Source organism: Bradyrhizobium sp. CCBAU 11434, assembly GCF_028128895.1.
In the GTDB taxonomy this organism is placed as follows: Bacteria; Pseudomonadota; Alphaproteobacteria; order Rhizobiales; family Xanthobacteraceae; genus Bradyrhizobium; species Bradyrhizobium zhengyangense.
In genome coordinates this window covers 385,134-409,705 of the sequence record NZ_LBJX01000102.1, presented here as the reverse complement: position 1 = coordinate 409,705, position 24,572 = coordinate 385,134, and the positions used below count along the sequence as shown (strand labels likewise).

Below are 24,572 nucleotides of genomic sequence, written 5' to 3'. Positions count from 1 at the left end.
CCCGCGGCAGGTCAATTGACGGTTGCTTGCGTGTTCCGAGGGACCAGCACGCCGCCGGCGCATGCCGCGGTGCGGACAACGTGGAAAACCCCCGCTGTCGGGCCAAAGCGATAGGAGCAGGAGGCGAAATTTTGTAGGTTGCGCCGCCCATGACAATGCAACAGCCCATACAAGCGCCAGAGCCTGAAACGACCCCCGCACCGCCGGCGGAAGCCGCCGCGCGCGTCACGCCGATGATGGAACAGTATCTGGAGATCAAGGCGGCGCATCAGGGCTTGCTGCTGTTCTACCGGATGGGCGATTTCTACGAGCTGTTCTTCGAGGACGCCGAGATCGCCTCCAGGACGCTCGGCATCGTGTTGACCAAGCGCGGCAAGCATCAGGGCAACGATATCCCGATGTGCGGCGTGCCGGTCGAGCGCTCCGAGGATTATCTGCACCGCCTGATCAGCGCCGGCCACCGGGTCGCCGTGTGCGAGCAGACCGAGGATCCCGCGGCGGCGAAAGCGCGCGGCAACAAGAGCGTCGTGCGCCGCGGCGTGGTGCGGCTGGTGACGCCGGGCACGCTGACGGAAGACACGCTGCTCGATGCGCGCGCGAACAATTATTTGCTGGCGATCGCGCGGGCGCGCTCGTCCGCCGGCGGCGACCGTTTCGGGCTTGCCTGGATCGACATCTCGACCGCCGAATTCACGGTGACGGAAGTCTCGGGCGGCGAGCTCGCCGCGACGCTGGCGCGCATCAACCCGAACGAGGCCATCGTCACCGACGCGCTTTATGGCGATAACGAACTCGGGCAGACCTTGCGCGAGCTGCCGGCGGTGACGCCGGTGACCCGCGATGTCTTCGACGGCGCCACCGCCGAGAAGCGCCTTTGCGACTACTTTGCCGTCGCGACCATGGACGGGCTGGCGCAGCTGTCGCGGCTGGAAGCCACCGCTGCTGCCGCCGCCGTCACCTATGTCGACCGCACCCAGGTCGGCAAGCATCCGCCGCTGTCGCCGCCCGCGCGCGAAGCCTCCGGCGCGACCATGGCGATCGATCCCGCCACCCGCGCCAATCTCGAGCTGACGCGGACGCTCGCCGGCGAACGCCGCGGCTCGCTGCTCGATGCCATCGACTGCACGGTCACCTCGGCCGGCTCGCGCCTGCTGGCGCAGCGGCTGGCCGCGCCCTTGACCGACGCGCCGGCGATCGCGCGGCGGCTCGATGCCGTCAGTGCCTTCGTCGCGGATTCGGCGACGCGCGAGGACATCCGCAGCATCTTGCGCGGCGCGCCCGACATGTCGCGCGCGCTGGCCCGCCTCTCCGTCGGCCGCGGCGGACCGCGCGACCTTGCGGGCTTGCGCGACGGCATCATCGCCGCAGACCAGGTTTTGGCGCGGCTTGGCGAGATCGACCAGCCGCCGCAGGAGATCACGGCAGTGATGGCGGCGCTGAAGCGTCCCTCGCGCGAGCTCGCCGCCGAATTCGCGCGCGCGCTCGACGAGCAATTGCCGCTGATCAAGCGCGATGGCGGCTTCGTTCGTGCCGGCTATGAGCCGGCGCTCGACGAAGCGCGAAACCTACGCGACGCTTCGCGCCTGGTCGTGGCCTCGATGCAGGCGCGCTATGCCGACGTGACCTCCGTCAAGGCGCTCAAGATCCGCCACAACAATGTGCTCGGCTATTTCGTCGAGGTCACCGCGCAGCACGGCGACAAGCTGATGTCGGCGCCGCTGAATGCGACCTTCATCCATCGCCAGACGCTGGCGGGCCAGGTGCGGTTCACGACGTCGGAGCTCGGCGAGATCGAAGCAAAGATCGCCAATGCCGGCGACCGCGCGCTCGGCCTCGAGCTCGAGATCTTCGAGCGGCTCTGCGCCAGGGCGATCGAAATCAGCGACGATCTGCGTGCGGCCGCGCAAGGCTTTGCGCTGCTCGATGTCGCGACGTCGCTGGCCAAGCTCGCGGTCGACGAGAACTATGTGCGACCCGAGGTCGATGGCTCGCTCGGCTTTGCGATCGAGGCCGGCCGCCATCCCGTGGTCGAGAAAGCCTTGAAGCGCAACGGCGAGCCGTTCATTGCGAACGCCTGCGATCTCTCGCCGAGCCCGGCGCAAAAATCCGGCCAGCTCTGGCTGCTGACCGGCCCGAACATGGCGGGTAAGTCGACCTTCCTGCGCCAGAACGCGCTGATTGCGCTTCTTGCTCAAATCGGCAGTTTCGTGCCGGCGACGCGCGCGCGGATCGGCATCGTCGACCGTCTGTTCTCGCGCGTCGGCGCCGCCGACGATCTCGCCCGCGGCCGCTCGACCTTCATGGTGGAGATGGTGGAGACGGCGGCGATCCTGAACCAGGCCGGCGAGCGCGCGCTTGTGATCTTAGATGAGATCGGCCGCGGCACCGCGACCTTCGACGGTCTGTCGATCGCCTGGGCCGCGATCGAGCATCTGCACGAGAGCAACCGCTGCCGCACGCTGTTCGCGACGCATTATCACGAGCTGACCGCGCTCTCGGCCAAGCTGCCGCGCATGTTCAATGCGACGGTGCGGGTGAAGGAATGGCAGGGCAATGTCGTGTTCCTGCACGAGGTGCTGCCGGGCTCGGCCGATCGCTCCTACGGCATCCAGGTCGCCAAGCTCGCAGGCCTGCCGCCCGCCGTCATTACGCGTGCCAAATCGGTGCTGGCAAAGCTGGAAGCGCAAGACCGCGGCCAGACCGCCCGTGCGCTCGCCGACGATCTGCCGTTGTTCGCCGTCCCCTCGCGCGCCGCCGCGGAAGCCGCACCGCCGACCGAGGCTGAACTGCTGATGGACGCCGTGAAGGCGCTCCACCCCGACGAGATGTCGCCGCGCGAGGCGTTGGATGCGCTGTATGCGCTGAAGGCCAAGCTGCCGAAGCAGTGACGATGCCGTTTACGCCCTCGCCGCGATCGCCGCAGCTTCCGCGGCGGCGCGCTGCATGCTGGTCGACATTTCGTTCGTGACCGTGCTCTGCTCCTCGATTGCGGCGGCCGTCGACGTGACATATTCGCTGACGTTGTTGATGGCCGTCTTGATCGAAGCCAGAGCGGTGACGACGTCGCCGGAGATGCCGTTGAGGCTGCCGATCTCCGCGCCAATCTTGTCCGTGGCCTGCTTGGCCTGGTTGGCGAGGCTCTTGACCTCCGAGGCGACCACGGCGAAGCCGCGACCGGCTTCGCCAGCGCGCGCCGATTCGATCGTGGCGTTGAGCGCGAGCAGGTTGATCTGCCCGGTGATGTTGTTGATGAGCTCGACGATGCCGCTCATTGCCTGCGCGGCTTCGGTGAGGCGCTGGGCCTGCGCGTCGGCGGTAGCGACCTGATCCACCGCGCTCATCGCCGTCTCGCGCGACTTTGTCATGGCCTCCGAGATCTCCCGCACCGAGGCATTCAGCTCCTCTGATCCGGCGGCGACCGATTCCATCATGCCGCGAACGCGTTCGTTGCCCATGCGTACCAGCACCTGCTTCGTGACATCGGTGGCGTATTTCACGACCTTGTAGGGCCTGCCGTTGAGATCGAAGATCGGGTTGTAGGAGGCCTGGATGTAGACTTCCTTGCCGCCCTTGCCGATGCGCTTGTATTCCCCTGCCTGGTACTGACCGCGGTTGAGCGCGGCCCAGAATTCGCGATAGGCGGCGCCGTCGCGCTCACCGGGCTCGACGAACATGCTGTGATGCTTGCCCTTGATCTCGGCCAGCGAATAGCCGAGGGCTGCGAGGAAGTTCGAGTTCGCTGTGATGATCGTGCCGTCCATGTTGAACTCGATCACGGCCTGCGCCTTGTCGATGGCTTCGAGCTGGCCGGCGCGGTCGGCGTTCTTCAGCTTTTCCGCGGTGACGTCTGTTGCGTATTTGACCACGCCGAACGGCTTGCCGCTCTCGTCGAGCAGCGGGTTGTAAGAGGCGAGAATCCAGACCTCTCGGCCACCCTTGCCGATACGCTTGAACTCGCCGGCCTGGTACTCACCGCGATTGAGCTTCGCCCAGAATTCGCGATAGGCCGCGCCATCGCGCTCGGCGGGCGCCACGAACATGCTGTGATGCTTGCCCTGGATCTCGGCCAGCGAATAGCCGAGCGCATTGCAGAAATTCTCGTTGGCGGCGACAATAGTTCCGTCGAGCTTGAACTCGATCACCGCCTGGGCACGACTGCTGGCGGCGATCTTCGAAGCGTCCGTCATGCTCCGGATCTTCTTCTCGGTGATGTCGGTCGCAATCTTGGCGACCATCACCGCCTTGCCGTTGCCGTCGAGCACCGGATTGTAGGATGCTTCGATCCAGATCTCGTGGCCGTCCTTCGCGATTCGCTTGAACTCGCGCGCCTGATACTCGCCACGATTCAGTGCGGCCCAGAACGCCTTGTACTCAGCGGTTTCGCGCTGGTCGGCCGGCACGAACATGGAGTGATGTTTGCCCTGGATTTCGTCGAGCCGATAGCCAAGGGCATCGAGGAAATTCTTGTTGGCCGTGATGATCGTCCCATCAAGATTGAATTCGATCATCGCCTGGGAACGGCCGATGGCATCGAGCCGCGCCTGGGCATCAGAATGGGACTTGCGACCGAACATTCAAATATCTCCTCGATGAGAAATGGTTTTGCATGACGCAGGCACCGTTGCCCTCACGCTCGAAAATTTTCGGCTCGCTCGCCACTTGGATTTCGAAACTGCAGGCCCGCATTCAACGTGGGCCACCTCAACAACCGACGAGTACATTTACGGGCAAGGCGCAAAGATTAAATTAACGACGCTGTCGAAAACCGGCGGCCGAACACCGGAGAAGTACGAGGCGGATCACCGCAAAATATCCGTACGCAACGCTTACGTTCCAATGCGTCGCGCTCTACGCCCATTCCACCACAGCGTCAGGTTCCACGTCACGCAGGTTGCAAGCGCCAGGAAAAGGCCAACCCCCGATCCAAATTTCTCCACTGCAACGTGCATGACCGCGATCGCCATGCCGAAACCGAGCAGGCCCCACGCGGAATTGGCGAGCACGGCGGCGGTCGGCGGGCCGCCAATGCGGGGATGCAGGATCACCATCATGCTGGAGAACACCACGGGGAACAGCGCAATGATGCCGCTGATGCGAGGGCCGACCCAATTCGACGTCGAGACGACGATGGCGACGAGAGTCGCGACCAGCGCGGCCCGCATCGGGATGTCGTACCAGCGGCGCGTCACCAGCGGCATCTTCACGTGGCGATAGCCTGAGAGCAGCGGAATGCAGATGCCGAACGCGATGAAGTTCGCGGTGAGGCCCGCGGTGAGTGTCCAGTCGAACATGCGGATGACCGATGCGATCGCGATCCAGACCGCGAACGCGCTGCCGCAGCTCACCGCCATGCTGTGCCGCTGCGCCAGCACGACATAAGTGAGGCCCATGAAGATCGTTGCGGCGTTGACCGGCAAGCTCGACAACGCGCCCTGCGCGATGAAGGCGGCGTCATGGTCGATCGCGAGGAAGACGTAGGAGGGGCCGGCGGAAACCGGCAGCGTCGCAACCAGCGCTCCGATCGCCGGCCCCGAGCGCTCGGTGATGACAGACGCCGACACGACGAACGCCGCCGCGATCGCCATGCGCAGGAGGAGGAAGACGATGAAGTGGAGGTCGAGGGACATTTTGTCTGTCATTCCGGGGCGCGCGAAGCGCGAGCCCCGGAACGACACCAATTGCTGCGGTTACGACCTGCGCCTCACACCCGCTGCATCGACACCGAAACCTTCGGGCCGTTCTTGATGGTCTGATAGACCACGCAATAGCGCTCGGTGAGCTTGAGCAGGAGATCGAGCTTGTCTTGCGGTGCCGGCGTGTCGACCTCGAAGCGGAGGCGTATCTCGGCGAAGCCGACCGGGGTCTCCTTGTCGATGCCGAGTGTGCCGCGGAAATCGAGATCGCCCTCGGCGTAGACATTGCCGCTTCTGAGCGGCACTTCGATCGCGGTCGCAACCGACTTCAGTGTGACACCGGCGCAGGCAACGAGCGCTTCCAGCAGCATGTCACCGGAGCAGAGCTCGAGCCCTGAACCGCCGGTGGCCGGATGCAGGCCAGCCGTCGCGATGGCGCGGCCGGTCTCAACCTTGCAGGCGATGCCTTCGCTCTCGGTCGAGCCCTTGGCCTTCAGCGTGATCATCGCGGTCTTGGGATCGGACTTGTAGCGTTCCTTGATCGGGGCCTGCATCTGGCGCAGCTCTGCGGCATCCATCTTGTTCTCTCCCGGGAAAATTGTCTCTCGATGTACCGGCTCGGGGCGAAAATGTCACCACCACATGGCCTGACCGGGACCCTGGGTTGCGTCACGGTCGGGCACGTTGCGGTCGAGCGAACGGTCGAGTGACGTCAGCACACTTCGCTTGAAATTCTCGAACAGCGGCGAATTGCGGTCGCGCGGACGGGTCAGATTGATCTCGATCTGGTCGAACAGCCGACCGGGCCGCGGCCGCATCACCAGCACGCGATCGGCCAGCACGACGGCCTCGTCGACGTCATGTGTGACGAGGATCAAGGTCGGCCGCGTGTCGGCCCAGAGGTCGAGCAGATGATCCTGCAGGTCCCGACGGGTGAAGGCATCGAGCGCGGAGAACGGCTCGTCGAGCAGGAGCACTTCGGGTTGCGGCACCAGCGCACGCGCAATCGCGACCCGCTGCGCCTGTCCGCCCGAGAGCTCGCGCGGCCAGGCCTGCGCCTTGTCGGCGAGGCCAACGCGTGCCAGCGCTCGCGCCACCTTGTCGCGCCGCTCGGCCGCCGGCAACTCGGCGATACCGAAGCCGATATTGTCGGCAACGCTGAGCCAGGGCAGCAGCCGCGGCTCCTGAAAGATGATGCCAATCTTGGCGTGCGGCGAGGCGATCGCCTCGCTGTCGAGCGTCACCGTGCCGGAACTGGCGCGGTCAAGACCCGCGATGGCGCGGAGCAATGTGGATTTGCCGCAGCCGGAACCCCCGATGATTGCGATGATCTCGCCCTGCCTGATCTCGGCGGAAAAGCGCGCCAGCGCCTCGACGCCGTTGGGATAGGTCTTGCTGACCCGGTCGAGCGCCAGCATCGCCTCAAGCTCCCTTCGCGCGGCCGAAGGCGTCCTGCCAGCGCAGGAACGGTGCCGCGGCGACCTCGATCAGCCAGTCCGTCAGCTTGCCGAGAATGGCGAAGATCACGATGGCGGCGAGGATTTGCGCCGGCTTGCCGAGCTGCTGGCCGTCGAGCAGGAGATAGCCGAGGCCTTCGGAGGCGCCGATCAATTCGGCGGCGACCACGAACATCCAGCCGAGACCAAGGCCAACGCGCAAGGATACGACATAGGCCGGCAGCACGGCGGGCAGCAGGATGCGGCGGATCATCGCGAAGCCTGAGAGGCGGAAGGTGCGGCCGACCTCGACGATCTTGCGATCGACCGAGAGGATCGCGCCCATCACGCCGAGATAGACCGGGAAGAACACGCCGACCGCGATCAGCGCGATCTTCGATGTCTCGAAAATGCCGAGCCAGAGGATGAACAGGGGCACCCAGGCGAGCGACGGGATCGCGCGCAACGCTTGTACAGTGGGATCAAGAAGCCGCCGCGCCAGCGACCAATAGCCCGAGAGGGCGCCAAGCACCGTGCCAGCGACGACGCCGAAGGCGAAGCCGAGCCCGACCCGCCACAACGTCGCGGCGATGTGGCGGAGCAGCTCGCCGGAGCGGGCGAGATCAGCGATGGTGGCGAAGACGCGCGAGGGCGGCGGCACCAGGCGGCCATTGGACCAGCCGGACCAGACCACCAGCTCCCAGCCGAGCGCGAGGATCACCGGCAGCAGCAGCCCCAGCACCGGCCGCGCATGGCGCGACAACCGCGAGGCCGCGCCGGCGCTCTCGGCTGGTTCCGATGATTGTTGCAGCACTGGTGCGTCGGAGATCATGGCCGGTAGGAAACGCGTCTGGCGAGGGATTGCAACATGACTCTTGCCGCGCTCTCCGCTGTCGTCCCCGGGCGCGCGCGGCGCGAGCCCGGGACGACGCAGTGTGTGTGGCGCCGGTCTGCCTCTTACTAATTCGCCGGCAGCGGGACCTGGTCGTCGATCAGCGCATCCAGCGTCGCCTTCACGTCGACCTTGGCATCGACGACGCCGGCCTGTTGCAGCGCGAGGCCGGCAGCGAGGACCGACTCGCGCTGGGGTGCGCCGATACGGCTGTGGGTGAGCTCGGTGCGCTCCTTGAGCTGCTTGTCGACGACGGCCTCGGGCAGTTTTGTCACCGCAATGAAGGTCTTCTTCAGATCATCGTAGTTGGCGAGCGAATATTTCCGCGCCTCTTCGTAGGTTGCGAGCACGCGGCGGGCGGCGTCCGGATAGTCCTTCAAGAACTGCTCGCGCACATTGAGGATACCCCAGGTGTTGGCGTCGGCCTTGCGATAGAACAGCTTCGCGCCCTCCTCGATCTCGGCCTGCGCCATCATCGGATCGAGACCGGCCCAGGCATCGACGTCGCCACGGATCAGCGCGGTCTTGCCGTCGGCATGCTGCAGCAGCACCGGTGTGATGTCCTTCTCGGTGAGCCCTGCGCCCAGCAGCGCACGCACCAGGAAGATGTGCGGATCGGTGCCGCGCGTCACCGCGACGCGCCTACCCTTGAGATCAGCGACATCAGCGATCTTGGAATCCTTGCCCGTGACAAGCGCGGTCCACTCAGGACGTGAGTAGACGTAAATCGACTTGATCGGATTGCCGTTGATGCGCGCGACCAGCGCCGCCGAGCCGGCGGTCGAGCCGAAATCGATCGAGCCGGCGTTGAGGAATTCGAGCGCCTTGTTGGAGCCCGCCGACTGCACCCAGGTGATGGTGATGCCGTCCTTGGCGAACTCCTTCTCCAGGAGCCCCTTCTGCTTCAGGACCAGCGACACCGGATTGTAAGTCGCCCAGTCGATGCGGATTTCCTTCAGCGGATCGGCCGCCCGCGCCGCGGGGGCCATGGCGAGCGCAACGGCTCCCGCCAGCAGAATACGTCGTGTGATGTCAGCCATGCCCAGCCTCCTCAAAAACTTCATTGTTTTTCAATGAGTTATGCCTAGAGGTCAACGAGAAAATCCCACCCTTGAAAGCGCGTGGCCTGAGAACAATTTTGCTTCCAGCCGGCGATTTCCAGCATGGAACGACTATTGCTGGCGAATGGCTGATGACAGCGCCTGCCGCCTCTTATATCCGGTGAGACATGGATAGCGTTGCGACCGAGCATAAGCCACAGGTGGATGATCGTTTCGACACTGCGCGGATCACCGCCGCGGTCGATGCGCTTGCCGAGAAGCATCAGGGGCGTGAGGACGCGTTCCGCACCGCAGTTGCTCAATTGCTCAAGGCGGAACTCATCGCCGCGCGCGCCGCCGCGCAGGCGATCCTGCTGAAGGACCGCCACGGCCGCCGCTGCGCCGAGCGCTTGTGCCACGTGCAGGACGAGATCATCCGCATTCTCTACTCGGCCGCGACCCGCCATCTCTATCGTTCACCGATCCCGAGCGGCGCCGAACGCATGGCGGTGGTTGCGACCGGCGGCTACGGCCGCGGCCTGATGGCGCCCGAGTCCGACATCGATCTCTTGTTCATCCTCCCCTACAAGCAGACCGCCTGGGGCGAGCAGGTGGCTGAGGCCATCCTCTATTGCCTCTGGGATATGGGTCTGAAGGTCGGTCACGCCACGCGCTCGGTCGACGAGTCGATCCGGCAGGCGCGTGGCGACATGACCATCCGCACCGCCATTCTGGAGACGCGCTTCCTCACCGGCGACCAGCCGCTCTATGACGAGCTTGTCGCGCGCTTCGACAAGGAAGTGGTGCAGGGCACCGCCTCCGAATTCGTCACCGCCAAGCTCGCCGAGCGCGAAGAGCGCCATCGCCGCGGCGGCCAGTCGCGCTATCTGGTCGAGCCCAACGTCAAGGACGGCAAGGGCGCCTTGCGCGACCTGCACACGCTGTTCTGGATCGCCAAATACGTCTATCGCGTCCGCGACACCGACGAGCTCGTCGAACGCGGCGTGTTCGACGCGCAGGAATATCGCAGCTTCCGCCGTTGCGCCGACTTCCTCTGGTCGGTGCGCTGCAATCTGCATTTCTACTGCGGGCGGCCGGAGGAGCGGCTGTCCTTCGACCTCCAGCGCGAGATCGCTGTCAGGCTCGGCTACACCTCGCATCCCGGCATGCAGGACGTCGAGCGCTTCATGAAGCACTACTTCCTGGTCGCCAAGGAAGTCGGCAATCTCACCGCCATCCTCTGCGCCAAGCTCGAGGACCAGCAGGCCAAGCCCGCCCCGGTGCTGAGCCGGATGATGGCGCGGCTGCGCCCGACGCCAGCGAAGCGGCGCGTGCCCGAGAGCGACGATTTCATCGTCGACAACAACCGCATCAACGTCGCCGCGCCCGACGTTTTCAAGCACGATCCGGTCAATTTGATCCGCATCTTCCGCCTGGCGCAAAAGAACAACCTCGCCTTCCATCCGGACGCGATGCGCGACGTGACGCGCTCGCTCGGCCTGATCAACGCGCAGATGCGCGAGAATCCCGAGGCCAACCGGCTGTTCATGGAGATTCTCACCTCCGACAACGCCGAGATCGTGCTGCGGCGGATGAACGAAACAGGCGTGCTCGGCCACTTCATCCGCGCCTTCGGCAAGATCGTCTCGATGATGCAGTTCAACATGTATCATCACTACACCGTGGACGAGCACCTGATCCGCTGCGTCGGCTTCCTCCAGGACATCGAGCGCGGCGGCATCGAGGAATTCACTCTCGCCAGCGATTTGATGCGCAAAATCCGTCCCGAGCACCGTGCGGTGATCTACATCACGACGCTGTTGCACGACATCGCCAAGGGTCGGCCGGAAGACCACTCCATCGCAGGGGCCAAGGTGGCGCGGCGGCTGTGCCCGCGGCTCGGCTTCAGCGCATCCGACACCGAGCTCGTGGCCTGGCTGATCGAGGAACATCTGACGATGTCGACGGTCGCGCAGTCGCGCGATCTCTCCGACCGCAAGACCATCGAGAACTTCGCCGCCGTCGTGCAATCGGTCGAGCAGATGAAGCTCTTGACCATCCTGACCACTGCCGACATTCGCGGCGTCGGTCCGGGCGTGTGGAACGGCTGGAAGGCGCAGCTATTGCGCTCGCTGTATTACGAGACCGAGCCGGTGCTGACCGGCGGCTTCTCGGAGGTCGACCGCGGCAAGCGCCTCACGGCCGCCTACGCCGAATTCCGTCACGCCTTCGCCGAATGGCCGGCCGACGAGCTGGACGCCTATGTCGGCCGGCACTATCCGGCCTACTGGCTCAAGGTCGAGCTGCCGCGAAAAATTCGCCACGCACGCTTCGTGCGATCGAGCGAACAGGCCGGCCACAAGCTCGCGATCAATGTCGGCTTCGACGAGGTGCGCGGCGTCACCGAACTCACGATCTTCGCCGCCGACCATCCCTGGCTGCTCTCGATCATCGCGGGCGCCTGTGCTTCGGCCGGCGCCAACATCGTCGACGCCCAGATCTACACCACGACCGACGGCCGCGCGCTCGACACTATCTCGATCTCGCGTGAATACGATCGTGACGAGGACGAAGGCCGCAGAGCCACCCGCATCGGCGAGATGATCGAGGACGTGCTGGAAGGCAAGCTGCGCCTGCCCGAGGTGGTGGCGCGGCGCACCGTGCGCAGCAAGGCAAGGCCGTTCGTGATCGAGCCGGAAGTGACCATCAACAACCAATGGTCCGACCGCTACACCGTGATCGAGGTCTCCGGCCTCGACCGCCCCGGCCTGCTCTACGAGCTGACCACCGCGATCTCGAAGCTCAACCTCAACATCGCCTCGGCCCATGTCGCAACCTTCGGCGAGCGCGCCCGCGACGTGTTCTACGTCACCGATCTCCTCGGCGCGCAGATCAACGCGCCGACGCGGCAGTCCGCGATCAAGAGCGCGCTGACCCATGTGATGGCCGGCGACAAGGCGGTTCAGCCGGCGGCGTGATCTTCTTCCGTCATTCCGGGGCGATGCGCAGCATCGAACTATGGTGCGCAATTGCGCACCTGAGAATCTCGAAGTTCCGGGTTCGCCCTATGGGCGCCCCGGAACGACCGAGGCTTCAAACCTCCACGCCCTCATGCCTGAGCAGCCACTTCTTCCGCTCCAGCCCGCCGCCGTATTTCACCAGCGAACCGTCCGCGCCGATCAGGCGGTGGCACGGCAGCACCACGCTGATCGGGTTGGAGCCGTTGGCATGGCCGACGGCGCGGATGGCCCTGGGCATGTCGATCCTTGCGGCCATCGCGCCATAGCTCATCGTCGTGCCTGCCGGGATTTGCGCCAGCGCGGTCCAGACCTTTTGCTGGAACGGCGTGCCGGCGATACGCCATGCGACACGCGAGAGCTGATCGAGATCGCCCTCGAAATATGCCGACAGCGCGGTCTTCATCGCCGTCGGCGCTAACTGATCGCAGAGCTCCACCGCGCCGTAATGCAGGCGCAACAACTCGCGCATCCGATGATCGTAGTCGTCCCAATCGAGCGCGCGCAAATGGCCTTCGGCGTCGGTGACGAGCAGCGCGGTCCCGATCGGCGTCGCCAGCCGATCGAGGCCGAAGCGTTCAGGTATCCTGCTTGATCGCTCGGGCATGGCAGCACCATTGCATCGAAACACGGCATCGCACTTGCCATGCCGGCCGTGCTAACGTCCACCCGAAAGCTGACGCTTTTGGGGGAGCTCAACTTGATTCTTGTCGCCAATGTCCTGGTGGCGCTGGTCGCCGCACTGCACGCCTATTTCCTGATCCTGGAAATGTTTCTCTGGGACAAGCCGCTCGGCTTGAAGACATTCCGCAACACGCCTGAGAAGGCTGAGATCACGAAAGTGCTGGCGGCCAATCAGGGGCTCTACAACGGCTTCCTCGTCGCCGGCCTGATCTGGGGGCTGCTGCATGGCAATCCGGCCTTCGCGTTCGAGATCAAGGTGTTCTTCCTGCTCTGTGTGATCGTGGCCGGCGCTTATGGCGCGGCCACCGTCAGCACGCGCATCCTGATCGTGCAGGCGCTGCCGGCCGCGATCGCGCTGGTTGCGTTGTTCCTGGCGTAAGACGCTGCCGGCGAAAGACTCTGGCCTAGCCTGAGACGCTTCAGCGCGACGCCGCGATCCTTGCGCGGCGTCCGCCGTTCCTCCACACTCGCCAGCAGCGATGGCGACCGTTGCAAGCAACGGGAAAAGACCGTCGGCCGGAAAATTCCGTCAGGAGGAACAACCCAACATGAGTACTCGCAGAGCCTTGATAGCTGCCACGGCGGCGCTCGCCTTCGCGTTCTCCGCCAACCAGGCCCTCGCCCAGAAAAAATACGACACCGGCGCGAGCGACACCGAGATCAAGATCGGCCAGACCGTGCCGTTCTCCGGCGCCTACTCCGTCTACGCCAATATCGGCAAGACCCAGGCGGCCTACTTCAAGATGATCAACGACCAGGGCGGCATCAATGGCCGCAAGATCAACCTGATCCAGTATGACGATGCCTATTCGCCACCGAAGACCGTCGAGCAGGTGCGCAAGCTCGTCGAAGGCGACGAAGTGCTGTTCACCTTCCAGATCATCGGCACGGCCGCCAACGCCGCCGTGCAAAAATATCTCAACGGCAAGAAGGTCCCGCAGCTGCTCGCCTCCACCGGGGCGGCGCGCTTCAACGATCCGCAGAACTATCCCTGGACCATCGCCTATAATCCCAACTACATCTCCGAAGGGCGGATCTACGCGAAATACATTCTCAAGGAACACCCGAACGCCAAGATCGGCGTGCTCTACCAGAACGACGACATGGGCCGCGACTATCTCGCCGGCCTCAAGAGCGGGCTCGGCGACAAGGCCGCCGGCATGATCGTCGGCGAGGTCTCCTACGAGGTCACCGACCCGACGGTGGACTCGCAGGTGGTGAAGCTGAAGTCGATGGGCGCCGATCTGTTCTATGACGCGTCCACGCCAAAGTTCGCGGCGCAGGCGATCAAGAAGCTTGCCGACCTCGGCTGGACGCCGGTGCACATCCTCGACATCAATGCGAGCCCGATCTCGGCGACATTGAAGCCGGCCGGCCTCGATATCTCCAAGGGCATCATCTCGACGCAGTACGGCAAGGAGCCCGGCGATCCCCAGTGGAAGGACGATCCCGGCGTGAAAGCCTTCTTCGCCTTCATGGACAAGTATTTTCCGGAGGGTGACAAGCTCAACACGGTCAATACCTACGGGTATTCGGTGGCCGAGCTGCTGGTGCAGGTCTTGAAGCAATGCGGTGACGACCTGACGCGCGAGAACGTCATGAAGCAGGTCGCCAACATCAAGGATTTCACCCCGAGCTTCGCGCTACCCGGCATCAAGATCAACACCGGGCCGAACGACTACCGGGTCAACAAGCAGATGCAGATGATGAAGTTCAACGGCGAACGCTGGGAGCTGTTCGGACCCATCATCGAGGACTCGGGTCCGGCAGGTTAGTTAACGGCGTAGGGTGGTTTACGCCCCGCATGGCTAACCCACCCTACGAACTGCCAGCGCCCCCCGCCTTGCGTTGCAACAACGGTTCCTTCACACTCGCGCCTAGCGATGGCGTCGGGTGCGCGGCAGTGCCGTCCGGCAAGACCATCTGCAAATAACAAACCGAGGAAATTGCGAATGAGGAACGGACTTTTGCATCTGGTCACGGCGACGGCGCTCACCCTTGCGCTCACGGCCTCTGCGGCCAATGCCCAGAAGAAATATGATCCCGGCGCCAGCGACACCGAAATCAAGATCGGCCAGACCAATCCGTTCAGCGGACCGGCCTCGGCCTATGCCACGATCGGCAAGACGCAGGCCGCCTATATGAAGATGATAAATGATCAGGGCGGCGTGAACGGCCGCAAGATCAACCTGATCCAGTACGACGACGCCTATTCGCCGCCGAAGGCGGTCGAGCAGGTGCGCAAGCTCGTCGAGAGCGACGAGGTGCTGCTCACGTTCCAGCTTCTCGGCACCCCCTCGAACGCGGCGGTGCAGAAATATCTCAACTCCAAGAAGGTGCCACAACTTTTCGCGGCCACCGGCGCCTCCAAGTTCACCGACCCGAAGAACTTCCCGTGGACGATGGGCTTCAATCCGAACTACTTCGTCGAGGGCCGCATCTACGGCCAATACATCATCAAGAACCATCCGAACGCCAAGATCGGCATCCTCTATCAGAACGACGATCTCGGTAAGGACTATCTGAACGGCATCAAGGCCGGCCTCGGCGACAAGGCGGCTGGCATGATCGTCGCGGAAACGTCCTACGAGGTTTCCGATCCCACGGTCGATTCGCAGATCCTCAAGATCAAGGACGCCGGTGCCGACCTGTTCTTCAGCGCGACGACGCCGAAACAGGCCGCGCAGGCGATCAAGAAGATCGCCGAGCTCGGCTGGCACCCGGTGCAGATCCTCGACATCAACGCCACTTCGGTCGGTGCGGTGATGAAGCCCGCAGGGCTCGAGGCGTCCAAGGGGGTGATCAGCGTCAACTACGGCAAGGATCCGCTGGACCCGACCTGGAAGGACGACCCCGGCATGAAGAAGTATTTCGAGTTCATGGCGAAGTACTATCCCGAAGGCGACAAGGACTCGAGCTTCAACAGCTACGGATACTCAACCTCGCAATTGATGATCTACGTGCTTCAGAAGTGCGGTGACAACCTGACCCGCGAGAACGTCATGAAGGTTGCCACCAGCCTGAAGGACGTGCAGCTCGACCTCTCGCTGCCGGGCATCGTTGCCAACACATCGCCGACCGACTATCGCGTCAACAAGCAGCTTCAGATGATGAAGTTCAACGGCGAGCGTTGGGAGCTGTTTGGCCCGATCCTCGAGGACGCGGGCCCGGCGGGCTAGTGATCGAACTTTGGAATGCGATCGGCGGCCCAAGGGCCGCCGATTTTCTTTGCGAGCGTCTATTCCGGTATCTCGCCAAAATTCTTCCCCACCGGCAGCACCGCGTGGCGGATCAGGCGCGAATCCTCCACCGCCGCCTGCCGGTGCTTCACCGCTTCGCGATAGACGGGGTCCCGGATCATCTCGACGAAGGCGGCGACGCTCGGGTATTCCGCGATGAAGCAATGATCCCAGCGTTCGTCCTGCGGGCCGATCAGCATCAGCTCGAACCGGCCTTGCCAGACGATGCGGCCGCCGAGGCGCTCGAACACCGGGCCGCTCTCGCGGCCATAGGCCGCATAGGCCTCAGCGCCGCTGGCCTTGCGGCCGTCGGGGTAGGCGGCCTCTTTGCGTAAGCGCACCAGATTGAGCATGTGGATCGGACCGGGGCGGTCGTTGTCCCGGAATTGCGCGAAGATCTCCTTGGTCGGATCGATGTGGCCCATAGGCGTTTCCTCTTCTTATGCGTTCGATCCTACTGCCCGCGCGCTGGAAGCGGAACTGCGGCGGGCGAATGCCGCACCTCCTAATCACGCGTTAACCTCAGGGTAACCGGGCCTTAAACAGCGACCGCTAGCGTGCGGCGGGGCGGGGTGACCGGGCGTTTTGCGTATGGGGTCGGCAAAGAAAAAGGGTGGGCGGAAGGAGCCGTTGTTCGGCTTGCCCGCGGCGCTCGCCGATCTGCGCCTGACGGCGGCGGATCGCATTCCCGGTGGCGGCGACCACAAGCCGAAGAAATCGGCCAGCAAGCGCAAGGCCGAACCCTCCGACGACGAGCCCCCGCGCGAGCGCAAGGCCCCGGCCAAGAGCAGCGGCGCCAAGCGCCGGTCGCGATCATCCATCAGCGCCGGCCTCGGCCGCCTCGTCTATTGGGGCGCCGTACTCAGCCTGTGGGGCGTCATCGCCGTGATCGGCGTCGTGATCTGGGTCGGCGCCCATCTGCCACCGATCCAGTCGCTGGAGATTCCAAAACGCCCGCCAACGATCCAGATCGTGGGCATCGACGGCACTCTGCTGGCGCAGCGCGGCGAGATGGCCGGCGCCAACGTGTCGCTGAAGGATCTGCCGCCGTACTTGCCGAAGGCATTCATCGCGATCGAGGACCGCCGCTTCTATTCGCATTTCGGCATCGATCCCGTCGGCATCCTGCGCGCGCTCGTCACCAATCTGCTCCATCACGGCGTGTCGCAGGGCGGCTCGACGCTGACGCAGCAGCTCGCCAAGAACCTGTTCCTGACCCAGGAACGCACCATGGCGCGCAAGCTGCAGGAGGCGGAGCTCGCGATCTGGCTGGAGCGCAAGCATTCCAAGAACGAGATCCTGGAGCTCTATCTCAACCGGGTCTATTTCGGCTCCGGCGCCTACGGCGTCGAGGCCGCCGCGCAGAAATATTTCGGCAAGCCGGCCAAGAACGTGACGATCGCGGAAGCCGCGATGCTGGCGGGCCTGGTCAAATCGCCCTCGCGGCTTGCGCCCAACCGCAATCCGGAAGGCGCGGAAGCGCGCGCGCAGGTCGTGCTCGCGGCGATGGCGGATGCCAAGTTCATCACCGAAGCCCAGGCGCAGGCCTCGATCGGCCATCCCTCCTACAATGTGAAGCCGGTCGGCGCCGGCACCGTGAACTACGTCGCCGACTGGATCGGCGAGGTGCTGGATGACCTCGTCGGCCAGATCGACGACAGCATCAAGGTCGAGACCACGATCGATCCGAAGCTCCAGGCGCTGGCGGAAGCCGCCATCATCGACGAGCTCGCGGCCAAGAGCGTGAAGTTCAATGTCAGCCAGGGCGCGCTGGTGGCGATGACGCCTGACGGCGCGGTGCGCGCAATGGTCGGCGGTCGGAACTATTCCGAGAGCCAGTACAACCGCGCGGTGACCGCAAAACGCCAGCCGGGCTCGTCCTTCAAGCCGTTCGTCTATCTGACGGCGATGGAGCAGGGACTGACGCCCGACACCATCCGCCAGGACGCGCCGATCGAGGTCAAGGGCTGGAAGCCCGAGAACTACACCCATGAGTATTTCGGCCCGGTGACGCTGACGCAGGCGCTGGCGATGTCGCTCAACACCGTCGCCATCCGCCTCGGCCTCGAGGTCGGACCGAAGAACGTGGTGCGCACCGCGCACCGGCTCGGCATCTCCTCCAAACTCGAGCCCAACGCCTCGATCGCGCTTGGCACCTCGGAAGTCTCCGTTGTCGAGCTGGTCGGCGCCTATGCGCCGTTCGCCAATGGCGGTTTCGCGGCCACGCCGCATGTGGTGACGCGGATCAAGACGCTCGACGGCAAGCTGCTCTACATGCGCCAGCCCGACGAGCACAACCAGGTGGTCGAGCCGCGCTATGTCGGCATGATGAACAGCATGATGCGGGAGACGTTGATCTCGGGCACCGCGAAGAAGGCCGATATCCCCGGCTGGCAGGCGGCCGGCAAGACCGGCACCAGCCAGGATTATCGCGACGCCTGGTTCATCGGCTACACGTCGAACCTCGTCACCGGCGTCTGGCTCGGCAACGACGACAACTCGCCGACCAAGAAGGCGACCGGCGGCGGCCTGCCCGTGGAGGTCTGGACCCGCTTCATGCGGGCCGCGCACGAGGGCGTGCAGGTTGCGGCCCTGCCGAACCTGCAAGGCAATTGGGGGCCGTCGAACCTGGTGCAGATCTCATCGCAGATATCGCCGCCGACCCAGGCGGCACCCGGAGCTTCACCTGCGCCGGTCAGCAATGGCGGCTATCGCGCCCCGCCGCCGACGCGCGCCAATGTGCGGCCGGAGCCGGCTGCAGGGCTTGACGGCTGGCTGATGGACCGGCTGTTTGGCGGAAATCGGTAGCCGCAAAACCAAGACCGCGAAACAACCCCATGCACAGTAGCCGGCGTGTCGCGGCGTGATGCGAGGTGGATCGGTCGAAGGGGCTGATGCGATGGGGCAAAAATGCGATCGCCCGCTCCAGTGCGCAAATGCGCACAAGGCGGGCGATGACACATTCCAAGATGCTAGTTGCGCAGCCTAATCCTCGACCCCGTACCGGTGCAGGTCGTTGCCGCAGGTGTCGAGCCACTTCTTGGCGCGCTCCATGGACGGGCAGATCTTGCCGCAGACGCGCCAGAACTTCGCCGAATGGTTCATCTCGACGAGATGAGCCACTTCATGCGCGGCGAGATAGTCCAGCACATAGGGCGGCGCGAGGATCAGGCGCCAGGAGAATGACAGCGAGCCGGCCGAGGTGCAGGAGCCCCAGCGGCTGGACTGATCGCGGATCGACAGCCGCTTCACCTTGACGCCGAGCTCGGCGGCGTGGATCTCCGCCGAACGCTGCAGATCCTTGCGCGCCTCGCGCTTGAGGAAGTCGTTGACGCGGCGATCGACATGCTCGTGGCCACCGGCGACACAGAGAATGCGTTCACCGCTATCGCGAATTTCTGCCCACACCGTGCCGCGGCTGCCTGCGCGATGCACGATGCGATGGGGAACGCCGCGGAGCGGTATCACTGTGCCAGGCTGGAACGGCGCAGCCTTCGGCAGACGACCGAGACGTGCCGCGATCCACGCACCATGACGCTGCGCGAAGTCCTTGGCTTCGGCGAGCGTGCCGCGCGGAGGCATCGTGAGGATGGCTTCACGATCACTCGGATGGATTCGAAGCGTGTAGCGACGCGCCCGCCGGTGTCTGCGCAGCCGGATCGCAAAGAATTGCGATCCATGGCTGATGACAAGGGTCTTCGGTTCGTGGGGCCGCCGATAAAGGAGTGCGCGTGTGGCCATGTCTGTCAGTCCGGGGAGCAGGAGATCGCCCGGATTCTGCCATAACCGCCGCCAGGGAAAGCGCTCGGCGCAAAAACAAATCATTTGCCCAATATACAGGGGTCTGACGTCCGGGAGACCCTACAGACTGGGGTTGGAACCCGCTTTTTTCGCCCCCGTTGGACGCATGCGACACCCCCAAGGGGTGAGGGCAGACTCACTCCTATAACGCTACCTAAATACCTCGAATCTGACGGGAACCAGGCCCTCCCGGAAGGTCTGGGAGAGCCCGAAATTTCGACGGGAAAGCCGAAATCCGGGATTATTCGGCTGCAAGCGCCTGCAACGAGCTCGGATTCGCAGCCGAGACCATGAAATCGTGGATACGCGGCACGATTTCCGACTTGAAGCGCGAGCCGTTGAACACGCCGTAATGTCCAACGCCCTTCTGGACGTAATGAACGCGGCGATGATCCGGGATCGAGCTGCACAATGCGTGTGTTGCTTCGGTCTGGCCGAGACCCGAAATGTCGTCGTTCTCGCCTTCGACCGTCATCAACGCAACGCGCGTCACCTTGGAGGGATCGACGCGCGTTCCACGATGGGTCATCTCGCCCTTCGGCAGCGAATGTTTCACGAACACGGTGTCGACCGTTTGCAGGTAATACTCGGCCGAGAGGTCCATCACCGCGAGATATTCGTCATAGAACTCGCGATGCTTGTCGACGAGGTCACCGTCGCCCTTCACCAGATGGGCGAAGAGCTGCTTGTGGGCGTCCATGTGGCGGTCGAGGTTCATGCTGATGAACCCGTTGAGCTGGAGAAAGCCCGGATAGACGTCGCGCATCATGCCCGGATGCGGGAATGGCACCTTGGTGATGACGTGGTTGCGGAACCAGTCGATGCCGCGCTCCTGTGCCAGATTGTTCACGGCGGTCGGATTGCGGCGCGTGTCGATCGGACCGCCCATCAGCGTCATCGAAGTGGGCACGAATGGATCGCGCCGCGCTTCCATGATCGAGACCGCGGCGACGACAGGCACGGAAGGCTGGCACACCGCCATCACATGGGTGTTGCCACCCAGCACATGCAGCATCTCGATGACGTAGTCGATGTAATCGTCGAGGTCGAAGCGGCCTTCGCTGAGCGGCACCATGCGCGCGTCGGCCCAATCGGTGATGTAGACCTCATGCGCCGGCAGCAAGGCCTCGACCGTGCCGCGCAGCAGCGTCGCGTAGTGGCCGGACATCGGCGCCACGATCAGCACACGCGGCTGCGGGCTGCGCAGCGGGCGCGCGAATTTGCGATCGAAGTAAAGCAGGCTGCAGAACGGCTTTTCCCAGACCGAGCGGACCTCGACAGGGACGCGGATGCCGTTGACCTCGGTGTCGTTGAGGCCCCATTCCGGCTTGCCGTAGCGGCGCGTGGTGCGCTCGAACAATTCGCAGGCCGCGGCGACCGACTTGCCGACTTCGGTACGCGCCCAGGGATTCAGCGGATTCTGAAACAGCAGCTTTGTCGCATCGGTGACTGCGCGCGCCGGATTGAGAGAGGCGTGGGCCATCTCGTACATCCAGTACATCGGCGTGGTCAGGACCGGGCTGCCTTCTGCCGCCAGGGGCGGCGCGCCGCCAAACTCACCAATAGGCATGATCAAATTCCTCTTCGCATCGCAGCATACTGCCGAATGCGTAATATTGCGTCAATGCATGGTTCCGTACATCTACGTGGCCAGACCGGCCAAACCAGCCTGAATCCACGAGAAAGTGACGTTATTCGCCGCCCGAGAGCAGCGAGCCGTGCTTTCTGGCGCTGCGCAAAAGGGCAAGGAATGCCCCAAAAGAAGCCAGCAGGAGCCCAGCGTTGATGGCTAACGCTTCCAGCATCAAATCGGTTCGGAAGGTGCTCTCGATCAGGAGTGCGCGCATCCCCTCGAACACGTAAGTCGGCGGCAGCGACCAGGCGATGGCTTGCAGCCAGTGCGGCAAGACACTGACCGGATAATAGACGCAGGCGAGCGGCATGATCCCGAACATCAAGGTCCAGACGATGCTCTCGGCGCCAAGGCCGTTCCGCAGCACCAGCCCCGACACAAAGATGCCGACCGACCAGCTGGTGAAGATCAGGTTGCAGAAGAAGGCGATCAGCGGCAGGCCGAGGCTGTAGACATTGAAGTGAAAGAACGCGATCGCGAGCAGCGTCATCGGGATGACGCCAATCGCAAGCCGGATCAGGCTCATCGCCATCAGCGAGAGCAGAAACTCGATCGGCTTCAGCGGGCTCATCATGAGGTTGCCGAGGTTGCGCGCCCACATCTCCTCCAGAAAGGAGATGGAGAAACCGAGCTGGCCGCGGAACAGGATGTCCCAGAGAATGACAGCGCCGATCAGCGTGCCGCCGGCGCGCGCAAAGAAATTGGCGTTCTGGGCGATGTAGAGCTGAAGAAAGCCCCAGGTGATGATCTGGAGCGCCGGCCAGTACAACAGCTCGAGCAGCCGCGGCCAGGACGACATCAACAAATACCAGTAGCGCAGGATCATCGCGCCGATGCGTTGCACGGAGATGCCGCGGTGGAGGGCGAGCTCGCTCATCGCGCTGCCTCCTGCGCACCATTGACCCGGCCGCGCGCGACGTCCAGGAACACCTCTTCCAGCGTGGTGCGGTTGTAGCGGGCCATGATGGCGTCGGGCGTATCGTCGTCCTCGACGCGGCCGCGCTTCATGATGATGACGCGGTCGCAGAGCCGCTCGACCTCGAGCATGTTGTGCGACGCAAGCAGGATGGTGGCGTTGTTGTCCTTCCGATAGCGCTCCAGATGGCTCCGCACCCAGTCGGCCGTATCAGGGTCGAGCGAGGCGGTCGGCTCGTCCAGCAGCAACAACTCGGGCTGGTTGATCAGCGCCTTCGCCAGCGCAACACGGGTCTTCTGCCCGGCCGAGAGCTTGCCGTTGGCGCGGTCGATGAAATCGTTGAGATCGAGATCGTCGGCCAGTTTTGCGATGCGGTCAGCAAGGTGCCTGACTGCATAGAGCTTGCCGAAAATCGTGAGGTTCTGCCGCACCGTCAGCCGCATCGGCATGTCGACATAGGGGCTTTCGAAATTCATCCGCCCCAGCACCTCGGCACTCTCTTCCGGCATTCGATGACCGAGCACGCGGACACGGCCGGAGGTCGGCAGCACCAGCCCCATGATCATGGCGATGGTGGTGGTCTTGCCGGCGCCGTTGCCGCCGAGCAGCCCGGTGATGCTGCCGCGGGGAAGCGAAAAGGAGATACCGTCGACCGCGCGGGTCTGCTTGTAGACCTTGACGAGACGATCGACCTCGATGGCCGCGGACGAAATGCCCTCCGCGACAGTCGGCCAGCTTGAAGCCTTGGAGTTCTCAGTCATGCTGGAGGCGTTCTCCGCCATTGCGCGGTGGAGCGCAAGACTTGTAACTCGAAGGCTTGTAACGCATTGGACTTGTAACTCGTTGGAATCGTGGGCCAGCGTGTTTGTGATAGGACACGCGCACCGCTAGATTGGCCTGTCATGACCGAGACCGCCGCTTCCGACTTCCGCCCGTCGCAACGACATATCCGCCTGGACACCATCCTGCGGCTGCGCTGGCTTGCGGTGCTGGGCCAGTTAGCTGCGATCTTCATCGTGGCGCAGGGGCTCGAGTTCGATGTCGCCATTGTTCCCTGCGTCAGCATCATCGGCCTGTCGGCCATGCTCAATCTGGTACTCCAGACTGCGGTCAATCCGATGCAGCGGCTGGAGCCGATCCACGCAGCCGCGCTGCTGGCGCTCAACATCGTGGAACTGGCCGGGCTGTTGTTCTTCACCGGCGGATTGCAGAACCCGTTCTCGTTCCTGTTCCTCGCGCCTGTCCTGATTTCGGCCACCGCCTTGCCGGCCCGGCTGACCTTTGGCCTCGGCATCCTCGCCGTCGCCTGCGCCTCGATCCTGTTCTTCGTTCATTTCCCGCTGCCGTGGGACTCGGAAGATCCGGTGGTGCTGCCGCCGATTTATCTCGTCGGCGTCTGGCTTTCGATCGTGCTCGCGATCGGCGTCACCAGCCTCTACTCGTTTCAGGTGACCGAGGAAGCGCGCAAGCTGGCGGACGCGCTCGCCGCGACCGAGCTGGTGCTGACGCGCGAGCAGCATCTGACCCAGCTCGACGGATTGGCCGCCGCCGCAGCGCACGAGCTCGGCACGCCGCTGGCGACCATCTTCCTGATCTCGCGCGAGTTGCAGAAGACGGTGAAGGATCCAGTGTTTGCCGCCGACCTGAAGACCCTGCGCGAGCAGACGCAGCGTTGCCGCGACATCCTGAGCAAGATCACCCAGCTCTCCTCCACCGGCGCGCCGTTCGACCGCATGAAACTGTCCGAGCTGATCGAGGAAGTGGTGGCGCCGCATCGCGATTTCGGCGTCGACATCAAGGTGCGGATTGCCGTGGCCGCAACAGCCGAGCCGGTCGGATCGCGCAATCCGGCGGTGCTCTACGGCGTCGGCAACATCATCGAGAACGCGGTCGATTTCGCCAACTCCGCGGTGGAAGTGAATGCCTGGTGGAACAACGACACGATCGAGATCGTGATCTCCGACGACGGCCCGGGCATTCCGCCCGATCTCATGAACCGCATCGGCGAACCCTATCTGTCGCGGCGGCGCGCCCAGGATTCCGGCGGCGGCCTCGGGCTTGGCGTGTTCATCGCCCGCACGCTGCTCGAACGCACCGGCGCCAAGGTCTCGTTTACCAACCGGACCTTTCCGGAACACGGCGCGGTGGTGCAGATTGCGTGGCCGCGCGAGCGTTTTGAGGCTATCGAGAGCTTCGAGGAAACAATAGGATAGGCCGCGACCTTGCGTCGCATGCGAGGCCCGATCGACTATTGGCGGCCTTGGCACCGCCTGATTGCGAC

At 64.1% G+C, this 24,572-nt stretch carries 19 protein-coding genes; 7 read left to right on the top strand and 12 right to left on the bottom strand.

Going from position 1 to position 24,572, the window contains the following annotated elements:
• Window positions 1–149: 149 nt before the first annotated feature.
• Window positions 150–2,888 carry a DNA mismatch repair protein MutS gene (gene mutS / locus XI06_RS39170; RefSeq protein ID WP_271607756.1) on the top strand — a complete coding sequence of 913 codons (2,739 nt, stop codon included), beginning with the start codon at window positions 150–152 and terminating at the stop codon, window positions 2,886–2,888.
• Window positions 2,889–2,897: 9 nt separating this feature from the next.
• On the opposite strand, the gene XI06_RS39165 is transcribed toward mutS, so the two are convergent.
• The 6 genes from XI06_RS39165 to XI06_RS39140 all read right to left on the bottom strand — a co-directional run bounded on the left by XI06_RS39165 (window position 2,898) and on the right by XI06_RS39140 (window position 9,001).
• Entirely contained in the window at window positions 2,898–4,574 is a 1,677-nt protein-coding gene (locus XI06_RS39165) for a methyl-accepting chemotaxis protein (protein ID WP_237860424.1), read from the bottom strand.
• Between the two features lie 252 nt (window positions 4,575–4,826).
• A complete protein-coding gene (locus XI06_RS39160) occupies window positions 4,827–5,627 on the bottom strand; it encodes a hypothetical protein (protein ID WP_237860426.1) in 801 nt (266 codons plus the stop codon).
• 74 nt (window positions 5,628–5,701) lie between these two features.
• Window positions 5,702–6,211, bottom strand: a complete 510-nt coding sequence (locus XI06_RS39155) for an OsmC family protein (RefSeq protein ID WP_237860428.1) — start codon at window positions 6,209–6,211, stop codon at window positions 5,702–5,704.
• 54 nt (window positions 6,212–6,265) lie between these two features.
• Window positions 6,266–7,051 carry an ABC transporter ATP-binding protein gene (locus tag XI06_RS39150; RefSeq protein WP_237860430.1) on the bottom strand — a complete coding sequence of 262 codons (786 nt, stop codon included), beginning with the start codon at window positions 7,049–7,051 and terminating at the stop codon, window positions 6,266–6,268.
• Window positions 7,052–7,055: 4 nt separating this feature from the next.
• Window positions 7,056–7,901 carry an ABC transporter permease gene (locus XI06_RS39145; protein ID WP_237860433.1) on the bottom strand — a complete coding sequence of 282 codons (846 nt, stop codon included), beginning with the start codon at window positions 7,899–7,901 and terminating at the stop codon, window positions 7,056–7,058.
• Window positions 7,902–8,029: 128 nt separating this feature from the next.
• A complete protein-coding gene (locus XI06_RS39140; RefSeq protein WP_271607755.1) occupies window positions 8,030–9,001 on the bottom strand; it encodes an aliphatic sulfonate ABC transporter substrate-binding protein in 972 nt (323 codons plus the stop codon).
• 188 nt (window positions 9,002–9,189) lie between these two features.
• Here XI06_RS39140 and XI06_RS39135 point away from each other — a divergent pair, with 188 nt between their 5' ends.
• A complete protein-coding gene (locus XI06_RS39135; RefSeq protein WP_271607754.1) occupies window positions 9,190–11,979 on the top strand; it encodes a [protein-PII] uridylyltransferase in 2,790 nt (929 codons plus the stop codon).
• A gap of 115 nt (window positions 11,980–12,094) precedes the next feature.
• Here XI06_RS39135 and XI06_RS39130 read toward each other — a convergent pair whose 3' ends face one another.
• On the bottom strand, window positions 12,095–12,625 hold the full coding sequence (locus tag XI06_RS39130) for a methylated-DNA--[protein]-cysteine S-methyltransferase (protein WP_271607753.1): 531 nt from the start codon (window positions 12,623–12,625) through the stop codon (window positions 12,095–12,097).
• 39 nt (window positions 12,626–12,664) lie between these two features.
• On the opposite strand from XI06_RS39130, the gene XI06_RS39125 reads away from it, so the two are divergent.
• From XI06_RS39125 to XI06_RS39115, 3 genes are all read left to right on the top strand, one after another.
• Entirely contained in the window at window positions 12,665–13,081 is a 417-nt protein-coding gene (locus XI06_RS39125; RefSeq protein WP_237871733.1) for a DUF1304 domain-containing protein, read from the top strand.
• A gap of 169 nt (window positions 13,082–13,250) precedes the next feature.
• Entirely contained in the window at window positions 13,251–14,477 is a 1,227-nt protein-coding gene (locus tag XI06_RS39120; protein WP_237860442.1) for an ABC transporter substrate-binding protein, read from the top strand.
• Between the two features lie 177 nt (window positions 14,478–14,654).
• Complete coding sequence (locus tag XI06_RS39115; protein WP_271607752.1) at window positions 14,655–15,881, top strand: ABC transporter substrate-binding protein; 1,227 nt, start codon at window positions 14,655–14,657, stop codon at window positions 15,879–15,881.
• Window positions 15,882–15,940: 59 nt separating this feature from the next.
• On the opposite strand, the gene XI06_RS39110 is transcribed toward XI06_RS39115, so the two are convergent.
• Window positions 15,941–16,366, bottom strand: coding sequence for a DUF1330 domain-containing protein (locus XI06_RS39110; protein WP_060737395.1), 426 nt, complete (start codon window positions 16,364–16,366; stop codon window positions 15,941–15,943).
• A 166-nt stretch (window positions 16,367–16,532) separates the two neighbouring features.
• Here XI06_RS39110 and XI06_RS39105 point away from each other — a divergent pair, with 166 nt between their 5' ends.
• Complete coding sequence (locus XI06_RS39105) at window positions 16,533–18,749, top strand: transglycosylase domain-containing protein (RefSeq protein ID WP_271607751.1); 2,217 nt, start codon at window positions 16,533–16,535, stop codon at window positions 18,747–18,749.
• 177 nt (window positions 18,750–18,926) lie between these two features.
• On the opposite strand, the gene XI06_RS39100 is transcribed toward XI06_RS39105, so the two are convergent.
• From XI06_RS39100 to XI06_RS39085, 4 genes are all read right to left on the bottom strand, one after another.
• Window positions 18,927–19,766, bottom strand: coding sequence for a M48 family metallopeptidase (locus XI06_RS39100; RefSeq protein ID WP_237860449.1), 840 nt, complete (start codon window positions 19,764–19,766; stop codon window positions 18,927–18,929).
• A 217-nt stretch (window positions 19,767–19,983) separates the two neighbouring features.
• Window positions 19,984–21,312 carry a polyhydroxyalkanoate depolymerase gene (locus tag XI06_RS39095; protein ID WP_237860452.1) on the bottom strand — a complete coding sequence of 443 codons (1,329 nt, stop codon included), beginning with the start codon at window positions 21,310–21,312 and terminating at the stop codon, window positions 19,984–19,986.
• A 121-nt stretch (window positions 21,313–21,433) separates the two neighbouring features.
• Complete coding sequence (locus XI06_RS39090; RefSeq protein ID WP_237860454.1) at window positions 21,434–22,252, bottom strand: ABC transporter permease; 819 nt, start codon at window positions 22,250–22,252, stop codon at window positions 21,434–21,436.
• Entirely contained in the window at window positions 22,249–23,052 is an 804-nt protein-coding gene (locus XI06_RS39085; protein WP_237860456.1) for an ABC transporter ATP-binding protein, read from the bottom strand. Before XI06_RS39085 ends, XI06_RS39090 begins: the two co-directional genes overlap by 4 nt.
• A gap of 141 nt (window positions 23,053–23,193) precedes the next feature.
• Between XI06_RS39085 and XI06_RS39080 the strand changes: the two genes are divergently transcribed.
• Window positions 23,194–24,504 (top strand): ActS/PrrB/RegB family redox-sensitive histidine kinase, encoded by a 1,311-nt coding sequence (locus tag XI06_RS39080; protein ID WP_237860460.1) that lies wholly within the window; start codon window positions 23,194–23,196, stop codon window positions 24,502–24,504.
• The last annotated feature ends 68 nt before the right edge of the window (window positions 24,505–24,572 follow it).